The sequence below is a fragment of the Luteimicrobium sp. NPDC057192 genome (assembly GCF_042670205.1).
Classification (GTDB): domain Bacteria; phylum Actinomycetota; class Actinomycetes; order Actinomycetales; family Cellulomonadaceae; genus Luteimicrobium.
The window spans coordinates 23117-32622 of sequence record NZ_JBHUWD010000044.1 but is presented as its reverse complement, the minus strand read 5'-3'; the positions used below and the strand labels follow the sequence as shown (position 1 = coordinate 32622).

Sequence of the window (9506 nt, the reverse complement as noted above, 5' to 3'; positions counted from 1 at the left end):
GGCAAGGCGCTCGTCGTGCCAAGGGCGGGCGGCGAAGATGAGCTCGACGAGCTTGTGCTTGACGATGCGGATCCAGCCGGGCGTGCCGCACAAGAAGTGCGCACTCACGGTGGTGTCAGAGTCTCAGGAGAGGATGTCGCGGTGCTGACCATCGCCACCGTCAACGTCAACGGAATCCGTGCCGCCGTGAAGCGCGGCATGCTCGACTGGCTCGCCGTGCGCGCGCCGGACGTCCTGCTGCTGCAGGAGGTCCGCGCGACCGACGAGATCCTCGACGGGTTCTTCCCCGAGGGCTGGCACGTCGCCCACCAGGCGAGCGACCTCAAGGGCCGGGCAGGCGTCGCGGCGCTGTCCCGGCTGCCCGTGACCGCGGTCCGGGTGGGGCTCGAGCACCTGCACCCGGGCGGAGGCACGGAGCCCGCCGTCGACACGGGCCGGTGGGTCGAGGTGGACGTCGACCTCGCGGGCCGGTCGGCCGGGCCCGCCACGCTCACCGCCGTCTCCGCCTACGTCCACTCGGGCACCGCCGGGACCCCGAAGATGGACGAGAAGTACGCGTACCTCGACAAGGTCACGGCCCGGCTCGGAGAGCTCGCGGCTGACCCCGAGCGGCTCGCCGTCGTCGCGGGGGACCTCAACATCGCCCACCACGAGGCCGACCTCAAGAACTGGCGCGGCAACAAGAAGGCCGCGGGCTTCCTCCCCGAGGAGCGCGCGTACCTCGACCGCTGGTTCGACGAGCTCGGCTGGGTCGACCTCGGCCGTCGCCTCGCGGGCGACGTCGAGGGCCCGTACACGTGGTGGTCCTGGCGCGGCCAGGCGTTCGTCAACGACTCGGGCTGGCGGATCGACTACCAGCTCACGACGCCCGCGCTCGCCGCGCGCGCCAAGTCGGTCGACGTGGACCGGGCCGAGACCTACGAGGCCCGGTTCTCCGACCACGCGCCGGTGGTCGCGACCTACGATGTCTGAGGCCCGCGCTCCTGGTCGCCGACGCCCGGCGCGTCGGCGACCAGCGCGGCGTCGGCCGTGACGTCGTCGGAGGCCTCGGGGGCGGTAGCGCCGTCGGCCGAGCCGACGGGCTCCTCCTCGTAGCGGGGGAGCGCGGTCATGGTGAGGAGCGGGGAGAGCACGACCGGGAGGGTGGAGGCAGCCGAGATGGCGACGCCCACCCAGAGGGCCGGGACGACGCCGAGCCACGCGCCGAGCCAGCCGCCGAGCAGGCCGCCGATGGGCATCGAGCCCCAGACGATGAACCGGACGGACGCGTTCATGCGCCCGAGCAGGCGCGGCGGGCACAGGCGCTGACGGAAGCTCACCGTCGCGATGTTGTAGACGACCATCGAGAAGAACGTGAGCCCGAGCCCCGCGACGAGGCTGATCGTGGGCGACCACGGCAGCACGCCCGCGAGCGGCACGAGGACGCTGGGGGCGACCATCGCGAGGGCGGACACGGGGACGAGCCGCGCCTCGCCGACGATCCGCGCGGCGCGCTCCCCGGCGAGGGCGCCGAGCAGGCCGCCCACCGACGCGGCCGACAGCGCCGTCCCGAGCGCGGCGGGGCTGAGGCCGAGGATCCGGAGGACGAAGAGCGTCTCGAGGGCCGTGATCACGGACCAGCCCAGGTTGCCGATCGACGTGCACGCGACCATCCGGACGAGCAGCGGCTGGTGCACCACGAAAGCGAGACCCTCGCGGATCTCGTGCACGATCGGCTTGCGCTCCTCGCGGGGCGGGAGCTCCTCGACGGCGCGGATCCGGGACACGAAGACCACGGACAGCAGGTAGGTCACGACGTTGACCCCGACGACGGCTCCCGCGGACACGAAGCGCAGGAGCTGGCCGCCGAGCGCGGGCCCGGCGACCTGGGCGACGGACGCCGTGGCCTGGAGCTTGGCGTTGCCCTCGACGATGCGGTCGAGCCCGACGAGGCCGGGGACGTAGCTCTGGTGCGCGACGTCGAAGAACACGGTCGCGCAGCTCATGACCAGCGCGGCCGCGTAGAGGATCGGCATGGTGAGGGCGTCGGTGAGCGCGCACGCGACGACCACAGCCAGCACCGTGGCGCGCACGAGGTCGGCCCCGATGAGGACGCGGCGCTTGCGCAGGCGGTCGACCCACGCACCGGCGGGGAGACCGATGAGGAGGAACGCGGCCGACTCGGCGGCGGTGAGGGCGCCCATCTCCCAGGCGGTCGCGGCGAGCGTGTCGACGGCGAGCACCGGGATGGCGAGCAGAGCGAGCTGTGCGCCGAGCTGGCCGAACGCGTCGCCGGCCCAGAGCATCCGGAAGTCCGGGTGCCGGGCGAGGGAGGTGCGCTTGGCGGGGGTCTCGGCGCTCACGCCTCCCATCGTGGCGCGACCGATTGGGAAAAGTCAATCAGTAAGATGGGGGCATGACGACGTCGACGTGGAGAGCGCTCGGGCTGGGCGCCCCGCCGGAGCCCGAGCCGGACCCCGACGCCGACGCGAAGGCCCTCGCCTCCGCGCTGCGCCTGCGGATCCTGCGGCTGTGCCTCGACGAGCCGCACACCAACAAGGAGATCGCGCACGCGCTGGGCCGTAACCCCGGCAGCATGCTCCACCACGTGCGGACGCTCGTCGCGCGCGGCTTCCTGGCAGCCCTGCCGGAGCGCGAAGGCCCGCGCGGGTCCCGCGAGGTCCCGTACCTCGCGACCGGGCGCTCGTGGTTGACGCCCCTGGCGCCGTCGCAGTACCCCGTGCTCGTCGAGGCCTTCGTCGAGGAGGTTGCGGAGGCTCCGCCCGAGTCGACGCAGCTCGTCCGCCTGGGCCTGCGGCTCGATGCCGCCGGGCGCGAGGAGCTGACCGAGCGCGTCGTGGCGCTCTTCCAGGAGTTCGCCGACCGCGAGCCCGACCCCGACGGCGAGCCGTACGCCGTGTTCTACGCCTTCTACGACGACGTGCAGCGCCGCCGGGCCGCCGGCCACCCGAAGCCTCTCGCGACGTAGCCGGGCTGCCTACCGCCTCGTGGAGCGCGGGTGAATTCTGGGAGCCTCGCGGGCGGCCTGCCGAGCCCGTAGCGCGGCGGAAACGGAGGGTTCCGCCGTCGGAGGCCGGGGTTCGGTGAAACCACGGGGTCCGGGAGGGCCGCGCGGCGCGCTGCTGCCTTTTGACAGCCTGTGACGCCCACCCCTACCATCACGACCGAATGACAGCGGTGTCAGAACGTCCACCAGGGACGGGCTACGCATGACCCTTGTCGAGGACGACGAGAGCCTGGAGTCAACAGATGAGTCTGCAGTTCCGTAGGACAGTTGGGGAAGTGGGGCCGCGGCACCGCGGGAGAAGCCTCGCCACCACCGGCGTCACCGTGTCCCTCGTCGGGGCCATGACCGGGCTCGTGAGCCCGGTCGCCCAGGCCGACGACGCGCCCGTCGGCGGTGCCTTCAGCTCGTCGTTCGAGGCCGACCAGCCGGTCGCGCTCACGAGCACGGGCTACAGCGACCCGGTGAACGTCACCGGTGCGTGGTACGCCAACGGCAGCCTCCTGCCGCTGCTCCAGGCCGTGACGGCCTCCGACCCGAACCCCGGCAACGAGAGCCCGGGCCAGGCGACGGACAACGACTCCGGGACCAAGTGGCTCAGCCACACGCCCACCGGTTGGCTCCAGTACCAGTTCGCCAGCCCCCAGACGGCCCGGAAGTACACGCTCACCTCCGCGAACGACTCCGCGGGGCGCGACCCGAAGAGCTGGGTCCTGCAGGGCTCGTCGGACGGCACCACCTGGGTCGACCTCGACACCCAGACGGACGCGAAGTTCACGGACCGCTTCGTCACCAACACGTACTCGATCACCACGCCCGCGGCCTACGCGTACTACCGCCTCGACATCACGGCCAACTCGGGCGAGCCCCTGCTCCAGCTCGCCGACTTCGATCTCCTCGACGGCAGCGAGGCGCCCAGCGACCCCGCTCCGATCAAGGCGCAGGTCGGGTCCGGCCCGGCGGCCGGCACGACCAGCAAGGGCAACGTCGGCTTCACCGGCACCCACGCGCTCGGATACGCGGGCACCTTCATCAGCGACGGCCCGGCCTCGTCGACCGACACGCTCTTCGACGACGTCGACATCCCCATCGGCGCGGACACCGAGCTCGCGTACAAGGTCTACCCGACGCTGGGCGCGAAGGAGCAGACCTACCCCGCGACGTACGTCGCGCTCGACGCGGTGCTCGACGACGGCACCCGGATCTCCCAGAAGGCCGGCCTGACGGACCAGTACGGCTTCGGTGCGAGCGCGAAGGCCCAGGGCGAGGCCAAGGCGCTCTTCGCCAACCAGTGGAACGCCGTCCGGTTCGACCTGAGCTCCCTCGCGGGGCACTCGATCAAGAAGATCCTGCTGGACTACGACGACCCGAAGGGCGTCAAGGGGACGAGCTTCACCGGCTGGGTCGACGACGTCGCCGTCCAGAAGATCAGGAAGATCGACGACTCGAGCCGGCTGAACTTCGTCGACACGCGGCGCGGCACGAACTCGTCGTCGAGCTTCTCGCGCGGCACGAACATCCCCGCGGCGGCGATGCCGAACGGCTTCAACTTCCTCACCCCGATGACGGACGGCGGGAGCACGGGCACGCTCTACGAGTACCAGCGCGCGAACAACGGCGACAACCTGCCGACGCTGCAGGCCATCGGGATCTCGCACGAGCCGAGCATCTGGATGGGTGACCGTGACCAGCTCGGGGTCATGCCGTCCACGTCCGCGACGCCGGACGCCACGCTCGGTACCCGGGCGCTGACGTTCCAGCACGCGAACGAGACCGCGCGTCCCGACCTGTACCAGGTGACCTTCGAGAACAAGATCACGACCGCCGTGACACCGACCGACCACGGTGCCGTCTACCGCTTCGACTTCCCCGGCAGCACGGGCAGCGTCATCGTCGACAAGGTCGGCGGCTCGGCGAAGCTCACGGTCGCACCCGACGGCAGCGTCTCGGGGTGGACCGAGGGCGGCGGCGGCGCCGGCATGACGCGCATGTTCGTCTCGGGCCAGTTCGACCGCACGCCGGACAAGGCGGCCGCTGCGGCCGGCAACAGGGCGTCCGCGCAGTACGCGTCCTTCGACACGTCGTCGGACAAGTCCGTCGAGCTGCGGCTCGCGACGTCGTTCATCTCCCAGGACCAGGCCAGGAAGAACCTCGACCTCGAGGTCACCGGCAGGTCGTTCGAGGAGGTGAACACGGCCGCGCGGGCGGCGTGGGACGACCGCCTCGACGTCATCGACGTCGACGGCGCGACCCAGGAGCAGAAGGTCAGCCTGTACTCCGACCTGTACCGGCTGAACCTCTACCCGAACTCGCAGTACGAGAACACGGGTACCGCCGACGCTCCCGTCTACCGCCACGCGAGCCCCGTCGCAGCGACGACGGGCGCGGCGACCGACACCCAGACCAACGCGAAGGTCGTCGACGGCAAGATCTACGTCAACAACGGTTTCTGGGACACCTACCGGACCGTGTGGCCGCTGTACTCGTTCCTCTACCCGAAGCTTGCCGACGAGCTCGTCGACGGGTTCGTCCAGCAGTACCGCGAGGGCGGCTGGGTCGCGCGCTGGTCGTCGCCGGGGTACGCGGACATGATGACCGGCACGAGCTCGGACGTCGCGTTCGCCGACGCCTACATCAACGGCTCCGTGGACGCTGCGACGGCGCTCGAGGCCTACGACGCGGCGCTCAAGAACGCGACCGTGCTCTCGCCGACGTCGGCCGTGGGGCGCAAGGCGCTCGACACCTCGATCTTCCTGGGCTACACGCCCGACTCGCAGGGCGAGAGCGTCTCCTGGGCCCTCGAGGGCTACATCAACGACTACGGGATCGGCCGGATGGCCGCGAAGCTCGCGACCGACCCTGCCACCCCGGAGGGCCGCCGGGCGGAGCTCAAGGAGGAGTCCGAGACCTTCCTCGACCGGGCGACCAACTACGTGAAGATGTTCGACCCGTCCACCGGCTTCTTCCGGCCCAAGACGGCGTCGGGCGCGGTCTCGGGCGGCTCGAGCTTCGACCCCGCCGCCTGGTGGGGGCCGTACACCGAGACCGACGCCTGGAACTTCGCCTTCCACGCGCCGTTCGACGTCTCCGGGCTGTCCGCGCTGTACGGCGGCACCGACGGGCTCGTCCACAAGCTCGACCAGTTCTTCTCCACGGTCGAGACCGGCGGGGGCGGCACGATCCACGAGATGCAGGAGGCGCGGGCGGTCCGCATGGGCCAGCTCGGCATGAGCAACCAGCCCTCCCACCACATCCCGTACCTCTACGCGGCAGCGGGCGACCCCGCGAAGACGCAGGCGGCGGTCCGCGAGATCCAGCAGCGCCTGGCCGTGGGGTCGGAGATCGGCCAGGGCTACCTGGGCGACGAGGACAACGGCGAGATGTCGTCCTGGTTCATCTTCTCGGCGCTCGGCTTCTACCCGATGGCGCAGGGCGACGGCCAGTACACGATCGGCTCGCCCGAGTTCACCAAGGCGACGGTCCACCTGGAGAACGGCAAGGACCTCACGATCCAGGCCGACGGCAACTCGACGAAGAACGTCTACATCGCGTCGGCCACGCTCGACGGCAAGGCGCTCGACACGGCGACGGTCGACGAGTCCGCGCTGCGGAACGGTGGGACCCTGCGGTTCCAGATGACCGACGAGCCGACCGGCTGGGGCGCGCACGCGCCCACCAGCACCGAGCGCGTCCCGCGCGTGGACGCGACGAAGGCCGGCAACGGGGTCGCCTCGACGAGCGACGGCACGCCCGTGGCGTCGCTCTTCGACGACAACTCGCGCAGCGGGGCGACGTTCGCGACGGTCACGCCGTCCGTGACGTGGAGCTCGGAGAGCGGTCCGACCGCCGTGGCGTCGTACACGATCACCAACGGGGCGAGCGGTGCCGCGCCGAAGAGCTGGACGCTGTCCGGTTCCAACGACGGCGACCACTGGACCGCGCTGGACGAGCGCACCGACCAGACGTTCCGGTGGGCCACCCAGACGCGGCCGTTCGAGGTCGCGTCGCCGACGCTCTACTCGCAGTACCGCCTCACGATCGACGCGACGTCGACGGGCGCCCCGGCGACCGTGGCGGAGCTCGAGCTCCTGGCGGACACCACGGTGCAGACCGACGAGTTCGGCCTGTACATCGCCAAGGGCCTCAGGTCCACCGTCGGCAGCGCCTTCACGGGGGCGTACGCCACCGTGACCGGTGGGACCTCGAAGGACCCGGCCGACTACGACGCCACCGTCGATTTCCTCGACGGCAACGGCCCGCAGAAGGCCACGGTCACCCGGTCGAACCTCGGCGCGATGCAGGTCGCGGTGCCGCACACCTACACCGCCGCCGGTGTCTACGACGCGCGCGTGCAGGTGAAGCAGGGCGACAGCCAGGCGTCCGAGCTCGCGACCGTCACGGTGGCGCGCGACGGCTCCCTCACCGGTGCCTACAACGCGGTGTGCCTCGTCGTGAAGCCGGCTGCCGGCGACTGCGACGGCAACGGGTACGCGTACGACAAGACGTCGCTGATCGCCAGCGGCTTCGTCCCGGGCAGCTCGGTCGCCGTGCCCGGCACGACGCTCTCGTTCGACCTGCCGAAGGTCGCCGACGGCAAGCCCGACACGGCGCTCGCCAGGGGCCAGGTCATCCGGACCGACCTCGGCGACGGCGCGACCCAGTTCTCCGTGATCGGCGCGGCGAACGAGAAGGCGCAGGTGGACGCCCCCGTCACCCTGACCTTCGACGACGGCAGCACCCAGGTCGTCAAGGTGTCGTTCGGTGACTGGACCGGCAAGGCGAACGCACCTGACTACGGCAACATCGTGGTGGGCAGGTCCGACAACCGGCCGCAGGGCTCCGGTGGCGACAACCAGGCGGCGGCGATCTTCGCCTCGGCCCCGGTCGCGATCGACGGCGGCAAGAAGGTCGTCTCGGTCACGCTGCCGAACCAGACGGGCACGCTCAAGAGCGGTCTGCTGCACGTGTGGGCGTTCGCGTCCGACGGACAGCGCGCCCCGCACGCCGACCTGGCGGTCAGCGCCACGTCGGTCGCGGCCCGGTGGACGGGAACCGCGTTCACGGCGGACCTCGCTACGGCCACCGGCGGTTTCCCCGCCGGCGACGGCTACACCGCCACGGTCAACTGGGGCGACGAGTCCCCGGTGACGGCCGGGCCCGTGAAGGACGGCGTGGTCTCGGGGACGCACACCTACGTTGTCGCAGGCACGTACACGGTCCACGTCACGGTGGACGACGGTGAGCGCAGCGTCGTGACCACCACGACGGTGACGGTCAAGGACCCGTTCCACGCGACCATCTCGGCGAGCCCGGCCACGGTCGAGCCGGGTGCCGCGGTGACGGTCAAGGGCGCCGGGTTCGAGCCGGGCGAGGACGTCCTCGTGACGCTCAGCGAGACGCCCCGGGCCACGACGCTGCGAGCCCTCGCAGCGCTGCCGACCGTCAAGGCCGACGCCAAGGGCGCGTTCACGACCCACGTGACAGTGCCCTCGGGGGCCGGCGACGGTACCTACCCGATCACCGCGGTCGGGCAGGACTCGCAGGCGTCCGCGAGCGCCGACGTCGTGGTCAAGGTCCCGCTCAAGGCCACGACGACCACGCTGACGGTGTCGTCGCCGAGGGTTGCCTACGGGGCACCCGTGACGCTGACGGCTGCGGTCACCAAGGGCGCCACCGGAAGGGTGCAGTTCTTCGAGGGCAGCAGGTCGGTCGGCTACGCGCCGGTCGCCGGCGGCCGGGCCGTGCTCACGATCGACGGCCTGAAGATCGGCAGGCACAGCTACACGGCGCGCTACTCGGGTGACGAGGTCTTCGACGCGAGCACCAGCAAGCCGGCGTCCGTCGAGGTCACCAGGGCCAGGGTCGCGCTCGGGGCGCCTGCCTTCTCGAAGTCCTCGCAGGTGTACGGGTCGCCGTCGGTCGCCAGGGTGTCGGTCAGCGTGACAGGGCTCACGCACGGCACCGTGACGTTCCGCAGCGGGTCGACGGTGCTCGGCAAGGGCACGATCGTCCGTAACGGCAGCGGGTACAAGGCCACGGCGTCGATCTCGAGGTCGCTGCCGGCCGGCAGCTACCGGCACGTCGTCGCGGCGGTGAGCGCCACCAGCACCACGGATGCCGCGACGTCGACGCCGAGCGCGAGGACGTTCACCGTCAGGAAGGCGACCGTCTCGCGAGTCGTCGTCAGCGGCGAGGCGTTCCGGAGGTACACCCACCCGCGGGTGACCGTCACGGTCGGCAAGGTGTCGAACGGTTCGTGGCCCACGGGCACCGTGGCGATCAAGGTCGACGGCAAGGTCGTGACGAGGGTCTCGCTCTCGGCGGCCAGGCACGGCAGGCTGACGGTCACCCTGCCGAAGACCTACCGGTCGACGATCAGGGTCCAGGCGGTGTTCACCCCCGGCTCGACGAGCGTCCAGGGTGCGTCGTCGAGGACTGCGACCGTGAAGGTCAAGCGGTGACGCACGGGCGCGGGTAGCGCGGTGAAGGCCGCGGGCGTGGT

General features: G+C 71.3%; 4 protein-coding genes. 3 read left to right on the top strand and 1 reads right to left on the bottom strand.

Translation table 11 applies throughout. From position 1 onward, the window contains the following. Nucleotides 1-141: 141 nt before the first annotated feature. Nucleotides 142-972 carry an exodeoxyribonuclease III gene (locus ACFT5B_RS17455; RefSeq protein WP_386800445.1) on the top strand — a complete coding sequence of 277 codons (831 nt, stop codon included), beginning with the start codon at nt 142-144 and terminating at the stop codon, nt 970-972. Here the strand turns inward: ACFT5B_RS17455 and ACFT5B_RS17450 are convergent. After that, a complete protein-coding gene (locus tag ACFT5B_RS17450; protein WP_386800444.1) occupies nt 960-2351 on the bottom strand; it encodes an MFS transporter in 1392 nt (463 codons plus the stop codon). The genes ACFT5B_RS17455 and ACFT5B_RS17450 overlap by 13 nt on opposite strands. 44 nt (nt 2352-2395) lie before the next feature. Here ACFT5B_RS17450 and ACFT5B_RS17445 point away from each other — a divergent pair, with 44 nt between their 5' ends. Beyond that, the gene (locus ACFT5B_RS17445; RefSeq protein ID WP_386800443.1) at nt 2396-2968 is read left to right on the top strand and encodes an ArsR family transcriptional regulator; all 573 of its coding nucleotides are present in this window, start codon (nt 2396-2398) and stop codon (nt 2966-2968) included. A 380-nt stretch (nt 2969-3348) separates the two neighbouring features. Beyond that, a complete protein-coding gene (locus ACFT5B_RS17440; RefSeq protein ID WP_386800442.1) occupies nt 3349-9465 on the top strand; it encodes a GH92 family glycosyl hydrolase in 6117 nt (2038 codons plus the stop codon). Nucleotides 9466-9506 lie beyond the last annotated feature (41 nt).

What these genes read in the sequence shown, in the direction of transcription:
- ACFT5B_RS17440 (WP_386800442.1), top strand. Translation starts at nt 3,349, where the DNA reads ATGACCGGGCTCGTGAGCCCGGTCGCCCAGGCCGACGACGCGCCCGTC.
- ACFT5B_RS17445 (WP_386800443.1), top strand. Translation starts at nt 2,396, where the DNA reads ATGACGACGTCGACGTGGAGAGCGCTCGGGCTGGGCGCCCCGCCGGAG.
- ACFT5B_RS17450 (WP_386800444.1), bottom strand. Translation starts at nt 2,351, where the DNA reads ATGGGAGGCGTGAGCGCCGAGACCCCCGCCAAGCGCACCTCCCTCGCC.